This window comes from Corynebacterium sp. 32222D000AT (assembly GCF_053546955.1).
The window spans coordinates 1-20,800 of the sequence record NZ_JBPPVW010000026.1 but is presented as its reverse complement, the minus strand read 5'-3'; the positions used below and the strand labels follow the sequence as shown (position 1 = coordinate 20,800).

At 67.9% G+C, this 20,800-nt stretch carries 19 protein-coding genes; 9 read left to right on the top strand and 10 right to left on the bottom strand.

What is annotated here, in order from left to right:
- The coding region (locus ACEE23_RS10945; RefSeq protein ID WP_448873613.1) for a C40 family peptidase at positions 1–492 on the top strand (492 nt) is incomplete at its 5' end.
- Positions 493–544: 52 nt separating this feature from the next.
- On the top strand, positions 545–1,783 hold the full coding sequence (locus ACEE23_RS10940) for a hypothetical protein (RefSeq protein ID WP_448872995.1): 1,239 nt from the start codon (positions 545–547) through the stop codon (positions 1,781–1,783).
- A gap of 94 nt (positions 1,784–1,877) precedes the next feature.
- Here the strand turns inward: ACEE23_RS10940 and ACEE23_RS10935 are convergent, their stop codons facing one another.
- Positions 1,878–2,567 (bottom strand): type 1 glutamine amidotransferase domain-containing protein, encoded by a 690-nt coding sequence (locus tag ACEE23_RS10935; RefSeq protein WP_448873611.1) that lies wholly within the window; start codon positions 2,565–2,567, stop codon positions 1,878–1,880.
- 3 nt (positions 2,568–2,570) lie between these two features.
- Positions 2,571–3,605: an adenosine deaminase family protein gene (locus ACEE23_RS10930; protein WP_448872838.1), complete on the bottom strand. Its 1,035-nt coding sequence runs from the start codon at positions 3,603–3,605 to the stop codon at positions 2,571–2,573.
- Positions 3,606–3,644: 39 nt separating this feature from the next.
- On the opposite strand from ACEE23_RS10930, the gene ACEE23_RS10925 reads away from it, so the two are divergent.
- Positions 3,645–5,039, top strand: a complete 1,395-nt coding sequence (locus ACEE23_RS10925) for a D-alanyl-D-alanine carboxypeptidase family protein (protein ID WP_448872836.1) — start codon at positions 3,645–3,647, stop codon at positions 5,037–5,039.
- On the opposite strand, the gene ACEE23_RS10920 is transcribed toward ACEE23_RS10925, so the two are convergent.
- The 8 genes from ACEE23_RS10920 to ACEE23_RS10885 form a co-directional block, all read right to left on the bottom strand.
- Entirely contained in the window at positions 4,969–6,000 is a 1,032-nt protein-coding gene (locus ACEE23_RS10920; RefSeq protein WP_448872834.1) for an RDD family protein, read from the bottom strand. The two genes, ACEE23_RS10925 and ACEE23_RS10920, sit on opposite strands and share 71 nt — an antisense overlap.
- Positions 6,001–6,035: 35 nt before the next feature.
- A complete protein-coding gene (locus tag ACEE23_RS10915) occupies positions 6,036–7,118 on the bottom strand; it encodes a YhjD/YihY/BrkB family envelope integrity protein (RefSeq protein ID WP_448872832.1) in 1,083 nt (360 codons plus the stop codon).
- Positions 7,119–7,207: 89 nt separating this feature from the next.
- Complete coding sequence (trpS, locus tag ACEE23_RS10910) at positions 7,208–8,245, bottom strand: tryptophan--tRNA ligase (RefSeq protein WP_448872830.1); 1,038 nt, start codon at positions 8,243–8,245, stop codon at positions 7,208–7,210.
- A 131-nt stretch (positions 8,246–8,376) separates the two neighbouring features.
- Complete coding sequence (locus ACEE23_RS10905; protein ID WP_070769226.1) at positions 8,377–8,568, bottom strand: hypothetical protein; 192 nt, start codon at positions 8,566–8,568, stop codon at positions 8,377–8,379.
- Positions 8,569–8,642: 74 nt separating this feature from the next.
- Positions 8,643–9,635, bottom strand: a complete 993-nt coding sequence (locus tag ACEE23_RS10900; protein WP_448872828.1) for a trimeric intracellular cation channel family protein — start codon at positions 9,633–9,635, stop codon at positions 8,643–8,645.
- Positions 9,636–9,654: 19 nt separating this feature from the next.
- Positions 9,655–10,596 (bottom strand): exodeoxyribonuclease III, encoded by a 942-nt coding sequence (locus ACEE23_RS10895; RefSeq protein WP_448872826.1) that lies wholly within the window; start codon positions 10,594–10,596, stop codon positions 9,655–9,657.
- 10 nt (positions 10,597–10,606) lie between these two features.
- Complete coding sequence (locus ACEE23_RS10890; RefSeq protein ID WP_448872824.1) at positions 10,607–11,821, bottom strand: MFS transporter; 1,215 nt, start codon at positions 11,819–11,821, stop codon at positions 10,607–10,609.
- A gap of 96 nt (positions 11,822–11,917) precedes the next feature.
- Positions 11,918–13,168: an MFS transporter gene (locus tag ACEE23_RS10885; protein ID WP_448872822.1), complete on the bottom strand. Its 1,251-nt coding sequence runs from the start codon at positions 13,166–13,168 to the stop codon at positions 11,918–11,920.
- A 177-nt stretch (positions 13,169–13,345) separates the two neighbouring features.
- On the opposite strand from ACEE23_RS10885, the gene ACEE23_RS10880 reads away from it, so the two are divergent.
- The 6 genes from ACEE23_RS10880 (at position 13,346) to ACEE23_RS10855 (ending at position 20,674) form a co-directional block, all read left to right on the top strand.
- Entirely contained in the window at positions 13,346–14,464 is a 1,119-nt protein-coding gene (locus ACEE23_RS10880) for an iron-siderophore ABC transporter substrate-binding protein (protein ID WP_448872820.1), read from the top strand.
- On the top strand, positions 14,454–15,449 hold the full coding sequence (locus tag ACEE23_RS10875) for a FecCD family ABC transporter permease (protein WP_448872818.1): 996 nt from the start codon (positions 14,454–14,456) through the stop codon (positions 15,447–15,449). Before ACEE23_RS10880 ends, ACEE23_RS10875 begins: the two co-directional genes overlap by 11 nt.
- Positions 15,446–16,480: a FecCD family ABC transporter permease gene (locus ACEE23_RS10870; protein ID WP_448872816.1), complete on the top strand. Its 1,035-nt coding sequence runs from the start codon at positions 15,446–15,448 to the stop codon at positions 16,478–16,480. The genes ACEE23_RS10875 and ACEE23_RS10870 overlap by 4 nt, the downstream gene beginning before the upstream one ends.
- A gap of 24 nt (positions 16,481–16,504) precedes the next feature.
- The gene (locus ACEE23_RS10865; RefSeq protein ID WP_448873609.1) at positions 16,505–17,326 is read left to right on the top strand and encodes an ABC transporter ATP-binding protein; all 822 of its coding nucleotides are present in this window, start codon (positions 16,505–16,507) and stop codon (positions 17,324–17,326) included.
- Between the two features lie 62 nt (positions 17,327–17,388).
- A complete protein-coding gene (locus ACEE23_RS10860) occupies positions 17,389–18,369 on the top strand; it encodes a siderophore-interacting protein (RefSeq protein WP_448872812.1) in 981 nt (326 codons plus the stop codon).
- 88 nt (positions 18,370–18,457) lie between these two features.
- A complete protein-coding gene (locus ACEE23_RS10855) occupies positions 18,458–20,674 on the top strand; it encodes an NADP-dependent isocitrate dehydrogenase (RefSeq protein ID WP_448872810.1) in 2,217 nt (738 codons plus the stop codon).
- Positions 20,675–20,800 lie beyond the last annotated feature (126 nt).

The following is a 20,800-nucleotide window of genomic DNA, read 5'->3' as shown; positions in this document are numbered from 1 at the left end:
CAGGCACATAGGACAAATATTCTACCACGCGCCGCCTCCCCCGGCGCCGGCGGAGGCCGCGGGCCGGAGGCCCTGCCGGCAACCGCGCCGGAGCACGAGATTGAGCCGGTCGCCCACCAGGAAGATGCCGGCGCCGATGACGGCGGCAACGCCGCGGGCAAGGCGGCGGTTAAGGCCGCGCTGTCCCAGCAGGGCACGCCTTACGTCTGGGGCGGGACGACCCCGAACGGCTTCGACTGCTCCGGCCTGACCCAGTGGGCCTACGCCCAGGCCGGGGTCGACCTGCCGCGCACGGCGGACCAGCAGGCCGTCGGCCGGCAGGTGGACGCCAGCGAGCTGCAGGAGGGCGACCTGGCGGTATGGGACGGGCACGTGGCCATGTACGCCGGCAACGGCGAGATGGTCGAGGCCGGCGATCCGGTCCAGGTCAACCCGGTGCGCACCTCCAATATCGGGATGCAGTTCCACGGATTCTGGCGGCCTACCGGCTAAAGCCCGGGCGGGTCGCCTATCCGGGCGGGAGGTTTGGGTAGACTTAAACGCCATGAGCACCCGCGCGATCGTTCCCGTAAAGCTGAGTTTGCCCGCCGGTGATTACTTCACCCTGTGGGCCCCGAAATGGCGCCAAGACGGCTCCGAGTGGCAGGCCTTCTTAGGCAATGACGAAGCCGTCCTGCTGTTCGGCTCCGCCGCCGAGCTGCTGTGCTACGTGGAATCCGACCACAAACACGATCTGCTCGATCACCCGGAGTGGCAGGCCTTCGCCGCCCGCGGCGAGGACCGCATCACCCCGGCCACCCGCGACGTCTACGACCTGGTGGACGTGCCCAACCGCCTGGCGGGCGCGCCCAGCCACGACAACGTCGGCACCGTGGCCCGCAACTTCGAGCTGACCCAGTCCCTGGCGGAGGTCTCCGGCGCGGAGCACTCCGTGATCTTCTTCGCCAGCCACTCCCTGCTGCGCAACGTCGCCCGCGGCGCCGACCACTACGCCGGCCCGCAGGGCATGAGCGAGTGGACCGGCGTCGGCAGCGTAGTCGCCGGCAACTGGGCCGAGGTCCTAGACGACCTGGAGGCCCACACCCAGGTAGTGGACAGCTCCGAGTTCGACTCCGCCCAGGTTGAGGACGCCGACAAGCGCATCACCGCGGCCGCCGCGGCCACCCGCCAGGCCCGCGAGGACGCCGCCGCGGCCCGCAAGGCCGAGGAGGAGGCCGCCGATCCTTACGACAAGTCCATCTGGGCGGCCGCCGGCATCGACCCGGTGAAGATCACCATCGACCAGAAGTCCGTGTACACGCTGCGCACCTACCTGGGCTCCTCCCCGGTCTTTCTGGGCAAGTGGGGCGAGATCTTCACCTTCCCCACCGGCAAGCACCTGGCCCGCTGGGTCATCGAGAACGACGACCACGACCTGGCCCGCGTGTCCACCTGGGAGGACATCGTCAACGCCGGCAACGCCGGCGAGCTCGAGGTCACCGTCCACCCGGACAACCAGTACACCTTCAACGGGATCGCCCGGGACATCGAGAAGGGCCCGGAGCACGTCGACTCGCAGCAGATGAACCGCTGCTACGAGATCTGCGCGGATGCCGCCGACTGGGCCGGCGACGACTCGGTGAACTCCTTCTTCCTGTCGCACCCGCGCTTCCAGGACTACCTGGGCTACATGCTGGGCTCGACCGAGCAGGCCGGCTACGTGCCGTCCAAGCCGTTCAACGACCATGCCGAGGCGTGGAAGGAGCTCGAGGAGATGCTGGTCAAGCGCTTCTCCAAGTTCTAGGCCAAGATTAGGCCCCGCCGGCGGAGAAAAGCCGCCGGCATAGCGAAAGCCAGCACCGAGTGTTTTTCTTCGGTGCTGGCTTTTTGCTTGTTGACTAGCGCAGCGCGGCCAGGATGCGCTGGGCCAGCGGCTCCGAGGAGACCGGGTTCTGGCCGGTAAACAGGTGGCGGTCCTTGACCACGTTGGGCTGGAGGGGATCCGCAGCGCGGTAGTCCGCGCCCAGCTCCCGCAGGCGCTGCTCCAGGCTCCACTTCGCCTTCGCCAGCGTCTCCTCGCCCTCCTCGACGTCGCTGAAGGCGGTCATCTCGTAGCCGGCGAACGGCCACTCGCCGTTCTCCTCGGCCGGCACGGCCAGCAGCGCCGCCGGCGCGTGGCACAGCAACGCCAGGGGGCGGCCGGCCGCGTGGCGGCGGGCCAGCAGGGCCGCCGAGGTGGCGTCCTCAGCCAAGTCCTCCATCGGGCCGTGGCCGCCCGGGTAGAAGACGACGTCGTAGTCGGCCTCGTCGACTTCGGCCAGATCCAGCGGCTGGGACAGCTCGTAGTGGATGGCCGCCAGGTAGTCCTCCTGGGACTCGCGCTGCATCTCGTTCAGGCTGTCCAGGCTGGCCTCGTCCACGACGGGCTCGCGCCCGCCCGGGGTGGCAAAGGCGATCTCCCAGCCCGCGTTGGCAAAGGTGCGGTGAGGGGCGACGAGCTCCTCGGCCCAGAAGCCGGTCTCGCGCGTGCTGCCGTCGGCCAGCGTCCATTCCTGCGCCGCGGAGATTACGAACAGTACTTTCGACATGGTTTATACCTCTTCTCCTGGGGTTTCGGCAGCACCTGGGGTGTCTTCGGCGCCGTCGTTTTCGTGGTGGTCCTCGGCGAATTCGGCGTCGGAGAGCTCCTCGTAGGCCGGCAGGAGCACCGTTTCCAGCAGGTGCTGGCGGTCCTCCTGGGTGGCGAAGGAGTGCTCTATCGCGTTGACCGATAGGTCGAAGAATTCCTCCAGCCCGTAGCCGAAGGTTTCCGCCAGGGCACTAAGTTGCTCGGTCATGCTGCCGGTGTCCCACGCCCCGGAGCTGACCGCGCAGTTGAAGCCCAGCTGCTGTAACAGCGGCAGCGGGTGGTCGACCAGCTCCTCGATCTCGCCGCGGGCGACCTCGAAGCGGGGTGCGGCATCCAGCAGGATGTGGCGGTCGCGCACCCAGGCCGAGACCCGGCCCGGCTCGATGCCCTCCAGCGTCGCGCTGAAGTCATCGATAATGCCGGCGGTCAGCGTCAGCCGCGTCGCGCCCGCCTGCAGCGCCTGGCCGATGTCCTCCGCATCGCCGGCGGCCGTCAGCCGCACCGCGAAAGGCACGTAGGCCTCGCGCAGGGCCTGGAAGGCCTCGGCGAAGCCGGCCAGCGGCGCCGCGGCCTGGTCATCATGGCCTTCCTGGCCGCTATCCGCGGCGAGCTCGAAGCCGACGACCTTGCCGCTGTGCTGGGCCACGGTGAGCTGGGCCAGCTGGGTCACGGCCGCGGTATCCTGCGCGCCGCGCTCGGCAGTGACGATGATCCGGGCGTCGATGCCTTCGACGTCCAGCCCGGCCACGGCCGCGGCCAGCGCCTCTTCCGCCGCGAGCTGGGTGCGGGCCGGGTTAAAGCGCAGCTCCGCATAGACCACGTGGTCCTCGACCAGCTGCTGCAGGTGCTTGAAGACCGCCGCGGTGAGATCCGCCGGGCTGCCGGCCTGCGCGACCGTGGCGCCAAGCTCCTCGAAGAGGGTGATCTTCGGCAGCTGGGCGAAAACGTCCGCGTCCGCGTCTTTGTTTTCCGGACTAATTAATGGTGCGTCATGCATACCGGCCATAGTAGGTGTGCCTTTAAGATATGTCATGCCATGAAAAGAATTATCACTGCAGCTCTAGCCGCAGCCCTCGTCGCCCCCGCACCCGTCGTGGCGGCCCACTCCCCCGCCGGAGTCGCCGCCCAAGCCCAGGCCCAGGAGGCCGGGCCGGGCGATCCGGCCGCCGGGGTGCCCGAGGGTTTTGAGGACCCCGCCGCCGATCTGACCGATGCCGAGGCCGCCGAGGGCCTGCAGGACGACGGTACCGGCGACGAGCCGAGCAGCTCCATCCGCACCACCGCGCCGGATACCAACGACTGCCCGCACTCCCTCGTGCCGGCTGAGCCGAGCACCACCTCCGAGAACCTCGCGCCCGGCCAGGAATCCCCCTCCCCGCTGCCGCCGGTGGAAGGCGCGGCCTGCGGTGTCACCGCGCCGAAAGGTTTCGATCTCAACCCCGAGGTCGTCGCCAGCGCCTGGATGGTAAGCGACATCGACACCGGCGAAATCATCGCGCAGAAGGATCCGGACGGGCGCTACCGCCCGGCTTCTATCATCAAGGCCCTGCTGGCCCTGGTCGCCATCGACGAGCTGGATCTCAACACGGAGGTCGTGGCCAACGAGGAGACCGCCGGCATCACCGGCTCCTCGGTCGGGATCGGCGCCGGCGGGCGCTACACCATCGAGCAGCTCCTCCAGGGCCTGCTCATGGCCTCCGGCAACGACGCCGCCCACGCGCTGGCCCAGGAGCTCGGCGGGGACGAGAAGGCCTTGGAAAAGGTCAACGCCCTGGCCCACGAGCTGGGCACCACCTCGACCTTTGCCGCCTCCTACTCCGGCCTGGACGCGCCCGGCATGTCGACTTCTGCCCGGGACATCTCCCGCATCTACCGGGCGGCCTACGCCAACCCGACCTTCGCGCGGATAGTCAACACCGAGTCCGTGGATTTCCCCGGCTACGAGGATCACCCAGGCTACGAGCTGGGCAACGACAACGGGCTGTTCATGCACGATCCGGACGGAATCGGCGGCAAGACGGGCTATACGGACGACGCCCACCACACCTTCGTCGGCGCCCTCGACCGCGACGGCCGCCGCCTGCAGGCCGTCATCCTGGACACCACCATCGAGCACGGCCCGCGCGCCTGGCAGCAGGCCCAGATGCTCCTCCACGCCGCCTACGAGGTCCCGGCCGGGTCCGGCATCGGCAGCCTCGACGAAGAGAAAGCGGACGAGAAGGAAAAAGATAGCGCCGCCCAGGACGCGACCCCCACGCCCGCCCCGCCGGCGGATGCCGGCACCCACCAGCGCGCCAGCTGGATCGAGAAATCAGACGGCTGGCTGGGCATCGCCGCGGTGGCGGCGGTGGCCGTCATCGTTATTGCTGCCGCGGCTTTTTCGTTACTTCGGCGTCGGCCCAGCGGTCGTGGGAACCACGCAGCTCGTTAGACGGGCTGATAGAAGCCAGCACGAACAGGGAACCGCCCATAGAGACCAGCGAACCCAGGCCGGGGATGATCTGCACGACGCGGAACCACTGCCGCTTGGCGGACTCGCCCAGGGTCAGGTTCCGGCCGGTCTCCACGTCGGCGACCTTGTAGCCCATCATGCGCTTGACCGGGGTGCCGCCCATGTAGGTCTCAAAGCCTAGGAAGTAGGCGATGAAGAACAGGGTGAAGACCACAACTCCCAGCGTTCCGTTCATCGCGTCGGAGAGCACCCCACCGCCAGCGCCCAGTAGACCGACGACTAGGCCGGAGGCGGCGGTGGCAAGGAAACCGTCGAACAGGGCCATGCCGAAGCGACCGCCGGCGCTCGGGCGGGCGGCGATGCGCTCGACCTCCGGGTTGGCCGCCACCGCGTCCGCGTAGCGCTGGGCCGCCGGCAGGTTCGCGTTATGGACTGCCGGAACGTTCGCGTTGTTAGCCGCCACCTGGTGCGGGTTAAAGGGCTGCGCGTACGGGGACGCCGGCGGGGCGTACTGCGTCTGCGGCTGCCCGTAGGGCGAGCCCTGCTGCGTTTCCGCCTGCCGCTGCGGCTGCTGGAAGAACTGTTGGGCCTGCTGCGGCTGTTGCGGGCGCTGGGCCTGCTGCGGCGGTTGCTGGTGGTCGGCCTTGGTGACCGGCCGGGCGAGGTTCGGATCCGGCCAGCGGTCGAAGTTGGCTAGGTGCTCCAGGTCGGACCAGTCAACGCTGCGGCCGGCGGAGATGGCGGCATCGTAGAGCTCGCGGCGCTGCGGGCTGGACAGCACGGCGAAGACCAGCTGGGCCTCGCGGCGCTGCGGCGACTGCTCGGATTCGCCCAGGCTCTGCAGGCGCGCGTCCCGGCCGGCCATGATGATCCCCAGGGCTTGGCAGCTATCGCTGGTATCAAGTTGGTGCGCCTGGTAGAGATTGTGCGCAGTGGCCATCCGGGAAAACCTCGCTTAAATTACCTCGTCAGAACTTATTTCTTGCGGTTGAGCAGTGCCAGTATACCCGCGGCGGCAGCGCCCAGGGCTGCGCCGGCACCCAGGGTAACACCGGTGTTCGGGCCCTCGTGGACCTCGTTGCGCACGCGGATGACGGCCGGCTCCGGCGCCGGCAGCGGGGTCTGGGCCAGCGACTCATCGGTGGTCGCGGTCCAGGCGGAGACGTAGAGCACCACGCGCCAGATCAGGTACATCACAATCATCAGCACGATGACCGGGCCGAAGACCGCGCCGGCCGGGGAGCCGGTGGCCGAGGACATGATGACGGTGGACAGCTGCTTGATGACCTCGAAGGCGATGGCGCCCAGCAGCGCGCCCTGCAGGCCCGACTTGGTCGGGACCTTGGTGCGCGGGAGCACGACCACCAGCCACCAGATGACCAGGAAGTTGGCGATGAGGCCGACCACCAGGCCGGCAGCGAAGAGGACGAAGTTCATGCCGGGGAAGGACTCGATGCCCACCCACTCGAAGACCTTCTGGGTCAGGCCGGAGGTACCGGCGGCGGTGACACCGAAGGCCACGGCGAAGGCCAGCAGCAGGCCGATGAGGCCAATCAGGTCGTTGAGCTTTTTGACCACGAAGTTGCCGCCCTCCGTGGCGTCGATGCGCCACATGGCGGAAATACCCACGCGGAGGTTGTTCATCCAGCCCAGGCCGGACCACAGGGCGGTAATACCACCGATGCCGAACATGGCGCCGCGCTGGTCCACGGCCGTCTGCAGGACCTCGTTGAGGGTATCGCCTAGGTCGCCGTCCACGGCGTTGGTGATTTGGTCCTGGACCTGCTCGAACAGGTCCGGGCGGTTGGCCAGCACGGCGGCCACTGCTGCCATGACCAGCATGAGGATCGGGAACATGGCCAGCACCGAGTAGTAGGTAATGCCGGCGGCGAACTGGTTGCCGCCCTCGGCGGAATAGCGCTCCTGCATGCGCATGGTGCGCTCAACAATCCGGGACTTGTCTCGCAACTTGTCTACGGCGCCGGGTTCATCCTGGCGGGTGCGCTCGATGCCGTACTGGTCGGTGTTCTCGCGGCGCGAGGTGGTCTTGGCTGCCACGACGGGCTCTCCTCTTGGGCTCGGGGGACGGGCTTGATTGCGGGCTAAGTTATTTCCTGCGGCTGTCTTGACAGCTTAACCGTAATTGCTTATCGGCGCGCAGGCAGGAAACCTACCTTGGCGTAGACGTCGTCTACCAGGGGCTGGGCCACCTCAGAGGCGCGCTCGGCGCCGCGGGCCAGGATCCGCTCGATCTCGGCCGGGTCCGCCATCAGCTCGTCGAAGCGAGCCTTCAGCGGGGTGGTGAACGCCTCCAGGGCGTCGGCGGTATCCACCTTCAGGTGGCCGTAGCCCTTGCCGGCGTACGACTCCACCAGCTCGTCGATGGCCTTGCCGGTCAGCGCGGACTGGATGGCCAGCAGGTTGGACACGCCCGGCTGGGTCTCGCGGTCGAAGGCCACCACGCCCAGGTCGTCCGTCACGGCCGACTTGATGCGCTTGGCCGAGGTCTTCGGCGGATCCAGCAGGTTGATAATCCCCTTCGGGTTGTCGCCCGACTTGGACATCTTCGCCGTCGGTTCCTGCAGGTCGTAAATCTTGGCAGACCCCTCCGGGATGAAGGCCTCCGGGACGCGGAAGGTCTCGCCGTACTTGCCGTTGAAACGCTCCGCCAGGTTGCGGGTCAGCTCCAGGTGCTGGCGCTGATCCTCGCCCACCGGCACGTAGTGCGGCGAGTAGAGCAGGATGTCCGCGGCCATGAGCACCGGGTAGGTAAACAGGCCCACGGAGGTCCGCTCCGAGCCCTGCTTGGCGGACTTGTCCTTGAACTGGGTCATGCGGGAGGCCTCGCCGAAGCCGGTCAGGCACTGCAGGACCCAGGTCAGCTCCGCGTGGGCCGGCACGTGCGACTGCACGAAGAGGGTGGACTTGTCCGGGTCGATGCCCAGCGCGATAAGCTGCGCGGCCCCGGTCAGGGTGCGCTGGCGCAGCTCCTCCGGGTTCTGCTCGACGGTAATGGCGTGCAGATCCGGGATGAAGTAGAACGCGTCGTGGTTGTTCTGCAGCTCGATCCACTGCTTCAACGCTCCCAAGTAATTGCCCAGGTGGTAGGAATCCGCCGTGGGTTGGATGCCGGATAGTACTCGGGTGGTCGCGGCCTCGGCCGCGTTCGCGTTCTGATCAGTCATAGCTCAAGTGTAATCCCTGTTACCCCCGCCCGAGTCACAACGCCCCCTTGCGGGCGCGGATCCCCCGCCGCCCGGCATGACAAAACCGCCGGGCAACGCGGTGCCTGGCGGTTGGTGTTTGCTTGGAAAGCTTAGAGCTTGCGGCTGGTGGGGCTCTTGACGTCCATCAGGACGGCCCAGCCGGCCACCATGAACGCGCCGCCGATACCCATCGTGATGGTCGGGAGCAGGAAGGCAAAGCTCGGGCCCATCACGGTCCACCACCAGATACCGAGTGCCAGCAAGACAGCACCGAGCACGAAGTAAATGATTGCGCGCGCCATAGTTTCTATTAACTCCAAGTTTTCCGGGAAATATTGTGCGTGCCATAGTTTAGCACCCGGGCACGCAGATTGCCTTAATCGTTCTGCTCCCACTGCCCCTCATCCGGGCGGCTGCGCCGCGGCAGGCCGCCCTTCGGCAGGCGCGGCCACTTGGCTTTGGGCTTGGGCTTAGGCTTTTTGCCCGCCGCGGCTTGGCGCTTCGGGTCCGGCTTGGCGTGCCGGGTGGGCTGGGCCGCCTTGCGGGGGCGCTGGATGACCCACTGCTGCTGCGGATCGCGGTCGCGGCTGCCGCGGGCGTGCTTGCCGGTCTGGCGGTTGACCGAGGTGTAGGCGGAGGCGTCGAAGCGCAGGCTCCGGCCGCTGGCCAGGCTGCCGGCGCGGCGCTTCATCGAGCGCGCCCCGTCGCGCACCAGGCGGGCGGACAGGCGCAGACGCGGGTCGATGGGCTGCTCGGCGCCCTTGTACTCGAAAACCGGCAGGCCGCGCTTGGAGTAGATGGCCCACAGGCGGGCGCAGAAGCCGAAGATGACGGTGGCGATCGCGGTGATCTCCACGCTCAGGCCGGCCTTAAGCAGCAGCATGTAGACCGCGGTGGCGGCCAGGGAGATGGAGGCGTAGAACTCACCGGAAAAGACCAGCGGCACGCGGTCGGAGAGCAAGTCGCGCAGGATGCCGCCGAAAACACCGGAGATGATAGCGGCGACGGAGGCGATGACAAACCCGTGGCCTAGGTTGAGCGCCGCCTGCGTACCCAGCACCGAAAAGACCGCCAGGCCGAGCGCGTCCAGGATCAAAAACAGGTGCCGGAAGTAGTGCATCAAAAACGACATCCACACCGTAATCAGGGCGGCCACCAGCACGAAGACGAGGTATTTGGGCTGACCCACCCAGGTCAGCGGGTAGTCGTCGAGCACCATATCGCGCACGGTGCCCCCGCCCAGGGCCGTAATCGCGGCCAGCAGGGTCACGCCGAAGAGGTCGAGTTTTTGCCGCCCGGCGGACAGCGCGGCTGTCATCGCCTCGGCGGTGATTCCGATGATGTAGAGGACGCTAAACAGTGGGGTCAATCTATTCTCCCGCCGTTTCTTAAGCGTAGGTCACCAGCAGCGGGGAGTGGTCGGACCAGCGCTGTTCCACCGTGGGAGCCTTGTCCACGCGGCTTTGCTGGGCCCGGTCCAGCATGGCCCGGGTGGCGGCCTGGTAGTCGATGCGCCACCCGGCGTTGTTGTTGAAGGCCTGCCCGCGGTAGGTCCACCAGGTGTACGGGCCGTCCTGCTCCGGGTCCGGGTGCAGGCGCCGGTCGACGTCGAACCACGCCGGTTCTTGGGCCGCGGTCCAGACCTCGCCGCCCGGGTAGTCCACGACCCCGCGCCAGTCGCCCAGGCCGGCCTTGTCCTGCGGGTTCGCGTCCGGGAAGCTGCCGAAGACGTGGTCCATGAAGGCGCGCTCCTCCGGCAGGTGGCCGGAGACCTTCTCGTTGGGCTTGTTGTTCTTCAGGTCCTGGGAGCGGTGACAGATATTCCAGTCGCCGCCGATGACCATCTGCGGGTAAGCTTCCGCGCGCTCGGCCAGGACCTCGGAGAACTGACCCAGGAAGCGGTACTTCTGGTCCTGCTTGGCCGTGCCGGTGTCCCCGCTCGGCAGGTAGAGCGAGGCCACGCGCAGGGGGCTACCGCCAGCGGCGGCCGCCGGGTCCTCGACGGTGGCCTCGATCCAGCGCCCGGAGTCGCCGAAGGTGCCCAGCCCGACCACGACATCGCGCAGCGGGGTGCGGGACAAAATGCCCACCCCGGCCCGGCCCTTGGTGCCCGGGTCTAAGGACTCGGCCATCACCAGGTGCCAGCCGGCCTCCAGGGCCGGGGCCAGGGCCTTTTCGGCCTGGGCTTGGGAGGCCCGCACCTCTTGCATCAGCACCACGTCAGCATCAGTTTCTTGTAGCCAGGCGTTCATGCCCGGGTTGTTCTCATTGCGCTGTTTGCAGGCCGCGCGGATGCCGTTGACGTTGACGGTGGCGATGGTAAAGCTCATGCTGCAAAGCTTAACGCGCGCGCTGCGCGAGCGCCCAGATGCCCACGGCAATGGCGGCGAGCACCGCGCCTGCCAGCGCCGGGGAGCCGTAGCCCCACCCCGCGCCGACCACGGCCCCGCCCAGGGCGGCGCCGGCCGCGTTGGCGGTGTTCAGCGCGGACTGGTTGAGCGCGGCGGCCAGGGTCTGGGCCTTGCCCGCGTAGTCCAGCAGGCGCACCTGCAGCGGCGGCTGCAGCGCCATGCCGAAAACGCCGATGAACATAAACGTCACGATGGCCGGCACCACCGCGGTGGAGGCGAAGTAGAAGGCCAGCAGGGAGATGCACAGCAGCCCGACGCAAATCACCAGGCCGCGCTCGACGTTCCAGTCGGCCAGCCGGCCGCCCAGCCAGTTGCCGGCGGTCATGCCCAGGCCGAAGAGCATGAGGATGAGCCACATCCAGCCCGCGTCCAGCCCGGCGCGCTCGGTCATCACCCAGGTGATGTAGGTGTAGACGGCGAACATGCCGCCAAATCCCACCACGCCGATGGCCAGGGTCAGCCACACCTGGCGGTTGGCCAGGGCGGAGAACTCAGTGCGCAGGGAGGTCGCCGGCATGAGCGTCATGTGCGGCATGACCACCCACAGCAGGGCCAGGGCCACCGCGGCCAGGCCGGCGACGATCCCGAAGGCGGCCTTCCAGCCGACGGCATCGCCCACGGCCTGGGCGGCCGGCACGCCGAAGATGGTGGCCACGGTCAGGCCGGTGACCACGAAGGCCAGCGCCCGGCCGCGCTCCTTGGGCGGGGACATCGACGCCGTGGACAGCATGGCCACGGAGAAATACGCCCCGTGCGGGATGCCCGCGACAAAGCGCGCGCCCAGCAGCACCGGGAAGGAGCCGGCCACCACGGACAGGGCGTTGCCGGCCACGATGACCGCCAGCAGAACGATGACCAGGCGCCGGCGCGGCTGCCGGGCCGTCAGCGCGGCCACGCCGGGCGCGCCGACCACCACGCCCAGGGCGTAGGCGGAAATCACCGCGGAGGCCTGGTCCTCCGTCACGCCTAAGTCCCCGGCGATAAGCGGCAGCAGCCCCATCGCGGCGAACTCGGTAGTGCCCAGGGCGAACGCGCCCAGGGCCAGCGAGAGCATGACCACCTTCCGGCGGGCCGGGGTGATATCGGTTTGGACCGGCCGCGGGCGCCGGCGCACGGGCGGTTGCGGGACGTGGAAACGGGACATGGAAATTCCCTCCTTCCGGAAAGCGGGACTAGGGAGCGCAGTCGGCGCGGCACGGCAGCCGGGCTGCGCTTCGACGGGCCGTGGAAGGCCCGTACATTAGCGGGTTTTCGCGGCGCGGGCCTTGGCGGCCTGCGTGATGAACCAGATGACGATAGCGCTGACCGCCAGGCCCGCGCCGGCCAGGGCCGGGCTGGCGTAGCCGAGGCCGGCGCCGACCACGGCCCCGCCCAGCGCGGCGCCGGAGGCGTTGGCCAGGTTCAGCGCGGAGTGGTTGAGCGCGGCGGCGAGCGTTTGGGCATCGCCGGCCACGTCCATGAGCCGGATCTGCAGCGAGGGCACCAGGGAGGAGCCGAAGAAGCCGATGATGCCGAAGTTCAGCACGCCCAGCACCGGCGACTGGGAGGTGAAGTAGAAGGCCACGAGCACCACGGCGATCATCACCAGGGAAAACAGGATGCCCTTTTCCAGGTTGCGGTCGGCCAGGGCGCCGCCGAAGTAGTTGCCGGCCACATTGCCGATTCCGTAGGCCATGAGCACCAACGAGATGAGCGACGGGTCCAGGCCGGCGCGTTCGGTCATGGTCCAAGAGATATAGGTATAGACCGCGAACATGCCGCCGAAGCCGACCGTGCCCATGGCCAGCGTCAGCCAGACCTGGCTGCGGCCGAAGGCGCCGAGCTCCGTGCGCACGGACGTGGCCGGCATGCGGGTCATGTGGGGCATGAGGAACCACAGGGCCACCAGGGTGGCCACGCCGATGAGCGCGACCAGGAGGTAGGCCGCGTGCCAGCCGGCCGCCACGCCGAGCGCCTGGGCGGCGGGCACGCCGGCCACGGTCGCCACGGACAGCCCCATGCCCACCAGGGCCACGGCCTTACCGCGCTTGCCGGCCGGGGCCATCGAGGCCGCGGCCAGGCCGGCGACGGAGAAATACGCGCCGTGCGGCAAGCCCGCGATGAAGCGGGCGGCCAGCAGCAGCGGGTAGTTGGCAGCCACCACGGACAGGGCGTTGCCCAGGGTGAAGGCGATCATCAGCAGGATGAGCAGCCGGCGGCGCGGCGTGCGCCCGGTGACCGCGGTGATCAGCGGCGCGCCGACCACCACGCCCAGCGCGTACGCGGAGATGGCGTGGCCGGCCTGGTCCTCGGTGATGCCGAAGTCGTCCGCGATGAGCGGCAGCAGGCCCATGGAGACGAACTCCGTGGTGCCGATCCCGAATCCACCCAGCGCCAGCGCGACCATGACCACGCGGCGGCGGAGCTCGGAGATCTCGGTCTGCCGCGGCTTCGGCTGGCGGCGCAGGGCCCGCCCGGGCTGTCGCTTCTGGGGTTCTGATTGGTTGCGCATCGGGCTTAGAGTACGCCGCGGCAAATATATTCGCACGTCAGCGCCATATTCCCGTGAACTTCCCAACGCACACACGTAGCCGGTGATATAGATCACTTTACCCCGACTAGGTTGCACCCACCCCCTGCCACTAGAGTAGGTAAGCCTAAACAAGCCCCACCTAGGAGGTTCCCGCCCATGAGCAACTCCCATCTCCCCTCTGCCACCCGTCGCCGCAGCCTTGCCGGCCCCGCCCGCACCGCCGCAGCCCTCGCCACCGCCGCCTGCCTGTCCTTCGGGCTGGCCGCATGCTCCAACGGGGATGAGGCCGGCAGCGATTCGTCGGCGCACTCGGCCTCCGGGGATAGCGCGACCAACGACGCCGACGCGGAGCAGTTCCCCACCACCGTCACTCACGCCTTCGGCGAAACCACCATCGAACATGCCCCGCAGCGGGTGGCCACCGTCGGCTGGTCCAACCAGGAGGTCCCGCTCGCCCTCGGCATCGTGCCCGTCGGCATGGCGAAGGTCACCTGGGGCGACGACGACAACGACGGCATGATGCCCTGGGTCAAGGACAAGATCGACGAGCTCGGCGGCGAGCAGCCCGCGCTCTTCGACGAGACCGACGGCATCCCCTTCGAGCAGGTTGCGGACACCCAGCCGGACGTCATCCTGGCCGCCTACTCCGGCCTGACCCGGGAGGACTACGACACCCTGTCCAAAATCGCCCCGGTGGTCGCCTACCCCGACATTCCCTGGGCGACCTCGCTGGAGGACATGGTCACTCTAAATTCCCAGGCGCTGGGCAAACCCGACCAAGGCCGCGAGCTCCTGGAGGATCTGGAGTCGCAGGTGGACGCCGCGCTCGAGAAGTACCCGAAGCTGAAGGGGACCAAGCCGCTGTTCACCGCCTTCGGGGGCGCGGCGGACAAGTCGAAGATCGGCTTCTACACCACTGGGGATACCCGCATGGGCTTCCTCACAGACCACGGTTTCGAGGCCCCGCAGATCGTCAAGGATCACTCGGAAAACGCCGAAAGCTTCTGGGAGGAAGTCTCGGCCGAAAACCCCGAGCAGTTCGCGGACGTCGGCTTCCTCATTGCCTACTCCTCCGGCAATGCGGACGAGGATGCTAAGGCCATCGAGGACATGCAGAAGGACCCGCTGCTGTCGAAGATCCCGGCCGTCCGCGACGGCCGCATCGCCCTGCTGCCCGACGGCCCGCTGGGGGCGGCCGCTAACGAGTCCCCGCTGGCCCTGCCGCCGACCATCGACGACTACTTCCGAATTCTGAACGACGCCGTTGAAGATTAAAAACTCCGCTGTTGTCGCCCTGCTTATCCTCGCCGCCGTCGCGGCGGCGGTCAGCTCCGTCATGTTCGGGGCCCGCTCCATCGGCGTCGCCGACGCCCTAGACGCCCTCCGCGGCCTGTCTGCCACCCCGGAGCAGGCGGTGGCTTATACCCGCCTCCCGCGGACCGTCATGGCGCTAGTGGTGGGAGCGGCCCTTGCCGTCAGCGGCACCACCTTGCAGGCCGTCACCCGCAATCCCCTGGCCGATCCGGGAATCTTCGGGGTTTTGTCCGGCGCGTCCTTGGCCGTCGTCATCGGCATCGCCTTCGGCGGGCTGGCGAGCGCGCTCGGCACCATGGTGGTGGCCATCGTGGGCGCTTTTGCCGCGGCCGTCTTCGTCTACGTGGTCGGCTCTTTGGGGCGCGGTGGGGCCACCCCACTCAAACTCGCCCTGGCCGGGGCGGCCACCGCGGCAGCCTGCTCCGGGCTGGTCAGCGCCATCCTGCTGCCGCGCACCGACGTCATGGACCGCTTCCGCTTCTGGCAGATCGGTTCCGTGGGCGGCGCCCAGTGGGACCTGCTCGGAATAGCGGCCCCGCTGCTGGTGCTGGGCCTGCTGATCGTCGTGATGCACACGGGCGGGCTCAACGCCTTGGCCCTCGGCGACGACGTGGCCACGGGGCTCGGCGTCAAGGTGCTGCGCACCCGCCTGCTGGCTACCGTCGGCGTCGTCGTCCTGTGCGGCACCGCCACGGCCCTAGCCGGGCCCGTCAGCTTCGTCGGCCTCATCGTCCCGCACGTTATGCGGTTGCTCATGGGCCCCGACAACCGCTGGCTAGTTCCCGCGACGGCCCTAGCGGGAGGGGTGTTGCTGACGGTGGCCGATACCGTGGGGCGGCTTGTCATCCGCCCCGAGGAACTCGCCGTCGGCATCATCACCCCGCTCATTGGCGCCCCGCTGTTCATCTGGATTGTCCGCCAAGTCAAGGTGCATGAGCTCGCGTGACCAAGCTTTCTTACCCCGCGCTCAGCGCCGACCGGCTGCGCGCCCAGCGCAACCGCCGCCGCGCCCGCTACGCCGTGACCCTGGTATTACTGGGCATCGCCGTGCTGGCGCTGTGGTGGATAACCCTCATGGTGGGTGAGACCACCTACTCGGCCGGGGAGATCCTGCGCGTCCTGCGCGGGCAGACGGTCCCGGGCGCTTCCTTCACGGTCGGTGACCTGCGCCTGCCGCGGGCTACCGCGGCGGTCGCGGCGGGGGTCGCCTTCGGCATCGGCGGCGCCACCTTCCAGACCCTGCTGCGCAACCAGCTGGCCTCCCCGGACATCATTGGCATCTCCGCCGGGGCCTCGGCTGCCGGGGTCACCGCTATCACCTTCCTCCACCTGTCCCAGACGGCCACCTCCGCCATCGCGCTGGTGGCCTCGCTGGTGGTCGCGCTCATCATCTACCTCACCAGCCTGAAGTCGGGTTTTTCGGGCACGCGTCTCATCCTCATCGGCATCGGCTTTGCCGCCCTCCTCCAGGCCTGGGTCAACTACGCGCTGTCCCAAGCCGCCGCGCGGGATCTGAACACCGCCACCCGCTGGATTACCGGCTCCCTCAACAACATGAGCTGGGAACGCGGCCTGCCCCTGCTGGTCGTGGTCGCCATCGTCGCACCCGGCATGCTGGTGCTGTCCCACGTGCTCAACCTACTGAGCTTAAACGACGAGCTGGCCATTGGTTTTGGCCTGCGCGTCAACCTCTCCCGCGGGCTGCTCATCCTGGGCGCGGTCACGCTGGTTTCCGTGGCCACCGCGGCCACCGGACCCATCGCTTTCCTGGCCTTCATGTCCGGTCCCATCGCCAGCTGGCTGGTCCCGCGCGGCTTCCCCGTGCTGGCTCCCGCCGCCCTCGTCGGCGCGGTGCTGGTGTTGGCCGCGGACCTAGCGGGCCAGCTTTTCTTCGGTACCCGCTACCCCGTGGGGGTTATCACCGGCGTGCTGGGCGCGCCCTTCTTAATCCTCGTTCTTATCCGATCCCATCGCTAAACCGATCCCTGCGTTAGGAAAGTCATGACCGGTCAATTACACGCCCGCGACCTCCGCCTCGATTACGGGCACGGCACCGTCTTAGACGGCCTCGAGGTCAAGCTCACCCCCGGCGCGATTACCTCCATCGTCGGCCCCAACGGCTGCGGCAAGTCCACCCTGTTGCGCTGCCTGTCCCGGCTACTGGCGCCGACCTCCGGTCAGGTTTACCTGGACGGTTACGACATCAACTCCCTGCCCACCAAGCAGCTGGCCCGGCAGCTGGGCCTACTGCCGCAGTCGCCGGTCGCCCCGGACGGGATCGTCGTGGCCGATCTCGTGGGCCGCGGACGCACCCCGCACCAGGGGCTGCTCGGCCGCTGGTCGCAGGAGGACTACCGGATAGTCGCCGAGTCCCTGGAGGCCACCGGCACCGCCGAGCTGGCCGAGCGCGCCGTCGACGAGCTTTCCGGCGGGCAGCGCCAGCGCGTCTGGATCGCCATGGCCCTGGCGCAGCGCACCGACGTTCTCCTGCTGGACGAGCCGACCACCTACCTTGACGTCAAGCACCAGCTCGAGGTCCTCGACCTGCTCACCGACCTCAACCGGGACAACGGGACCACTATCGTCATGGTCCTCCACGACCTCAACCTCGCCGCCCGCTACTCGGACGAGCTGGTCGCGGTCTCCGACGACGAAATCTACGCCCACGGCGCGCCCGCGGAGGTCATTACCCCCGAGGCCGTCCGACACGTCTTCGGCATCGGCTGCCAGGTCATCACCGACCCGGTCTCCGGTACCCCGGCCGTAATGCCCATGGGCCGGCACCACGTCCCAGAGCACCCCACCAAAGAGCAACCGCGTTAAAGAGCATAAAGAGCACTAGCCCTACACCGCCTACTCCATCGAGATTCTTAGAGGTCTACCCCATGCCATTTCTGCCTTTCCTCGCCCGGGTCCGGGCCAGCCAGCGTATTAGCCCCAATTTCCAGCGCGTGACCTTGTCCGGCCTGGCGGACATGGGCCCGGCCGGTCCGATCCGGGATCTGCGCATCAAGCTCATCATCCCCGGCCCCGAGCCGCTGACCGGTTTCGCGGGCACGGCTGATTGGTTCGCTACCTGGCGCGGCCTCGATCCCCGCGTGCGCGGAGACATGCGCACCTATTCCATTCGCGCCCGCCGCGGCGACGAGGTCGATATTGACTTCGCCCTGCACTCCGGCGCCAACCCCGGCCCCGCCTCCGCGTGGGCCGCGTCCTGCCAGCCCGGCGATAAGCTGTGGCTGATAGGGCCGACGGCGGATGATTCCACCGGGGCCGGCATCGAATTCCGGCCCGACAACAGCGAGCGCGCCTTGCTCTTCGGCGACGAGACCGCCCTGCCCGCCATCGCCCGCATCCTCGACGAGTGGCCCACCGGCCTGGCCGGCCACGCCTTCCTCGAAGTGCCCTCCGCCGCCGATGCCGAGGCCCAGTCCCGCGACATCGCGCTGCCCGACCGGGTGAAGCTGACGTGGCTGGTCCGGGAAAACGCCCCGCGCGGGAGCCTGCTCACCGACGCCCTGCGGCAGTCGGCCGCCGCAGGGTCAGGAAAGACTGCGGAACAAAAGGAACAAAAGGCAGAAACGGCAGAAAAGACTACCGGGGCCAATAGGCCGGCTGACGCGGGAGAAGATTGCGACGCCACTGATTCCGACGGGGGCGCCACCCTGGTGTGGGAGACCCCCCAATTTTCGTCATCGGGCGAGACCCTCCCGCCCGCGGGTCCGGCGTTAAGCGATTATTACTGGATCGCCGGGGAATCGGGCGTGGTGACCGGCATGCGGCGCTACTTGGTGAAGGAATGCGGCATCGACCGCCGGCAGGTGTCTTTTATGGGGTACTGGCGCCTGGGCCGGGCGGGTTCCTAAAAATCCATAGAATTCGGCGCTGGGGCGGGGTAAACTGGTCCAAGCTGTACTTTAGTTAATCGACACTACGCAAGAGGAGATACTTACCTTGGCTAAAATCATGTGGACTCGCACCGACGAAGCGCCGCTGCTGGCGACCTACTCGTTCAAGCCGGTCGTCGAGGCCTTTGCCTCCACCGCCGGGATCGACGTCGAGACCGCGGATATCTCCCTGGCTGGCCGCATTGTCGCCCAGTTCCCGGAGCGCCTGACCGACGAGCAGAAGCAGGACGACGCCCTGGCCCAGCTCGGCGCCCTGGCCAAGCGCCCGGAAGCCAACATCATCAAGCTGCCGAACATCTCCGCCTCCCTGGTCCAGCTGAAGAAGGCCATCGCGGAGCTGCAGGCCGCCGGCTACAACCTGCCGGACTACCCGGACAACCCGTCCACCGACGAGGAAAAGGACATCGCGGCCCGCTACGACTCCGTCAAGGGCTCCGCCGTGAACCCGGTGCTGCGCGAGGGCAACTCCGACCGCCGCGCGCCGGAGGCCGTGAAGAACTTCGTCAAGAAGCACCCGCACCGCATGGGCGAATGGTCCGCTGATTCCAAGACCAACGTCGCCACCATGTCCGACGGCGACTTCCGCCACAACGAGAAGTCGGTCATCATCGACGGCGAGGACTCCCTGACCATCAAGCACACCGCCGCGGATGGCACCGAGACCGTCCTGCTGGACGGCCTGAAGGTCCAGGACAAGGAGGTCATCGACGGTACCTTCATGTCCGCCAAGGCCCTGGACGAGTTCCTGCGCGCCCAGGTCGCGCGCGCCAAGGAAGAGGGCGTTCTGTTCTCCGCGCACCTGAAGGCCACCATGATGAAGGTCTCCGACCCCATCATCTTCGGCCACGTCGTGCGCGCCTTCTTCGCCGACGTCTACGACAAGTACGGCGAGGAGCTGCTGGCCGCCGGCCTGAACGGTGAGAACGGCCTGGGCGCCATCTACGACGGCCTGGAGAAGCTGGACAACGGCGCAGAGATCAAGGCCGCTTTCGACGCCGCCTACGAGGCCGGCCCGGACCTGGCCATGGTCAACTCCCACAAGGGCATTTCCAACCTGCACGTGCCCTCCGACGTCATCATCGACGCCTCCATGCCGGCCATGATCCGCACCTCCGGCCACATGTGGAACAAGAACGATGAGGAGCAGGACACCCTGGCCGTCATCCCGGATTCCTCCTACGCCGGCGTCTACCAGGCGGTCATCGAGGACTGCAAGGCCAACGGCGCCTTCGACCCGACCACCATGGGCACCGTCCCGAACGTCGGCCTGATGGCCCAGAAGGCGGAGGAGTACGGCTCCCACAACAAGACCTTCAAGTCCCCGGCCGACGGCAAGATCGAGGTCCTCAACACCGCCGGCGACGTCCTGATCTCCCACGACGTCGAGGCCGGTGACATCTGGCGCGCCTGCCAGACCAAGGACGCCCCGATCCAGGACTGGGTCAAGCTGGCCGTCAACCGCGCCCGCCTGTCCGGCATGAAGACCATCTTCTGGCTGGACCCGGAGCGCGGCCACGACGCCAACCTGATCTCCCTGGTGGAGAAGTACCTGGGCGACCACGACACCGAGGGCCTGGACATCGAGATCATGGATCCGGTGGCCGCCACCAAGACCTCCGTGGAGCGCATCCGCCGCGGCGAGGACACCATCTCCGTGACCGGTAACGTCCTGCGTGACTACAACACCGACCTCTTCCCGATCCTGGAGCTGGGCACCTCCGCCAAGATGCTCTCCGTCGTCCCGCTGATGGCCGGCGGTGGCCTCTTCGAGACCGGTGCAGGCGGCTCCGCCCCGAAGCACGTCCAGCAGGTCGAGGAAGAAAACCACCTGCGTTGGGACTCCCTGGGCGAGTTCCTGGCCCTGGCCGAGTCCTTCCGCCACGAGCAGCAGTCCAACGGCAACGAGAAGGCCGGTGTGCTGGCCGCCGCCCTGGACCGCGCCACCGAGCGCCTGCTGAACGAGGGCAAGTCCCCGTCCCGCAAGGTCGGCGAGATCGACAACCGCGGCTCCCACTTCTTCCTGGCCGCCTTCTGGGCCGACGAGCTGGCTAACCAATCCGACGACTCCGAGCTGGCCGAGAAGTTCGCCGCCGTCGCCAAGGAGCTCAACGAGCAGGCCGACGAGATCGCTCAGGCCCTGCTGGACGTTCAGGGCTCCCCGGCGGATCTGGGCGGCTACTACCTGCCGGACGAGGCCAAGACCACCTCCGTCATGCGCCCGGTCGACAAGTACAACCAGGTAATCGACGGCCTGAAGGCTTAAGGAACCACTTCGCCTTCTCCGCCTAGCGCGCGCTAAGCCCCGGGGCCTCTGAACTGGCCCCCGAAAGTTGGACTGGTTTTAATTCTAGGCGGTTAGGGCTTCAAGGGTCTGATTTCGATATTGCAT

What these genes read in the sequence shown, in the direction of transcription:
- ACEE23_RS10860 (WP_448872812.1), top strand. Translation starts at nt 17,389, where the DNA reads ATGCCATTTCTGCCTTTCCTCGCCCGGGTCCGGGCCAGCCAGCGTATT.
- ACEE23_RS10930 (WP_448872838.1), bottom strand. Translation starts at nt 3,605, where the DNA reads ATGCATGACGCACCATTAATTAGTCCGGAAAACAAAGACGCGGACGCG.
- trpS (WP_448872830.1), bottom strand. Translation starts at nt 8,245, where the DNA reads ATGACTGATCAGAACGCGAACGCGGCCGAGGCCGCGACCACCCGAGTA.
- ACEE23_RS10865 (WP_448873609.1), top strand. Translation starts at nt 16,505, where the DNA reads ATGACCGGTCAATTACACGCCCGCGACCTCCGCCTCGATTACGGGCAC.
- ACEE23_RS10935 (WP_448873611.1), bottom strand. Translation starts at nt 2,567, where the DNA reads ATGTCGAAAGTACTGTTCGTAATCTCCGCGGCGCAGGAATGGACGCTG.
- ACEE23_RS10890 (WP_448872824.1), bottom strand. Translation starts at nt 11,821, where the DNA reads ATGTCCCGTTTCCACGTCCCGCAACCGCCCGTGCGCCGGCGCCCGCGG.
- ACEE23_RS10905 (WP_070769226.1), bottom strand. Translation starts at nt 8,568, where the DNA reads ATGGCGCGCGCAATCATTTACTTCGTGCTCGGTGCTGTCTTGCTGGCA.
- ACEE23_RS10925 (WP_448872836.1), top strand. Translation starts at nt 3,645, where the DNA reads ATGAAAAGAATTATCACTGCAGCTCTAGCCGCAGCCCTCGTCGCCCCC.
- ACEE23_RS10885 (WP_448872822.1), bottom strand. Translation starts at nt 13,168, where the DNA reads ATGCGCAACCAATCAGAACCCCAGAAGCGACAGCCCGGGCGGGCCCTG.
- ACEE23_RS10940 (WP_448872995.1), top strand. Translation starts at nt 545, where the DNA reads ATGAGCACCCGCGCGATCGTTCCCGTAAAGCTGAGTTTGCCCGCCGGT.
- ACEE23_RS10895 (WP_448872826.1), bottom strand. Translation starts at nt 10,596, where the DNA reads ATGAGCTTTACCATCGCCACCGTCAACGTCAACGGCATCCGCGCGGCC.
- ACEE23_RS10880 (WP_448872820.1), top strand. Translation starts at nt 13,346, where the DNA reads ATGAGCAACTCCCATCTCCCCTCTGCCACCCGTCGCCGCAGCCTTGCC.
- ACEE23_RS10920 (WP_448872834.1), bottom strand. Translation starts at nt 6,000, where the DNA reads ATGGCCACTGCGCACAATCTCTACCAGGCGCACCAACTTGATACCAGC.